The following is a 345-nucleotide window of genomic DNA, read 5'->3' as shown; positions in this document are numbered from 1 at the left end:
GATACTATGCCGCACTGGACCCCAATTAAAAATGAGCCTTTTATTAATATTATGGATGACTATAGACGAGAAATTGAAAACAAAGATGCTAAAGCGACTAAAGAAATAACTAGGCAGTACGCACACAGGTTATATCAAGAGTATGAAATTTTAAGTGAACATACAGAGAATGCAGTATATGAACATCTTTCCTACTTCGATGACTTATTAGCTGGTATATCAAATATGAAACATGCAAAAAAAGACATTGGTTATTATGGGAATTTTCCAAGAACATTCAACAAAAACAAATTAAATTTAGCCAGAGTAATGAGATCTCGGTAGTTAATAAAGAGATATATAAAT

At 31.3% G+C, this 345-nt stretch carries 1 protein-coding gene; it reads left to right on the top strand.

Annotation, left to right across the window (positions count from 1 at the left end; genetic code table 11):
* A partial coding sequence (locus tag ACTQ5K_RS25630) for a hypothetical protein (RefSeq protein ID WP_441994465.1) occupies window positions 1–324 on the top strand: 324 nt, incomplete at its 5' end.
* Between the last annotated feature and the right edge of the window lie 21 nt (window positions 325–345).

This window comes from Niallia sp. Sow4_A1 (assembly GCF_052116745.1).
Classification (GTDB): Bacteria; Bacillota; Bacilli; order Bacillales; family Cytobacillaceae; genus Niallia; species Niallia hominis.
This window is presented reverse-complemented; position numbering and strand designations above follow the sequence as displayed.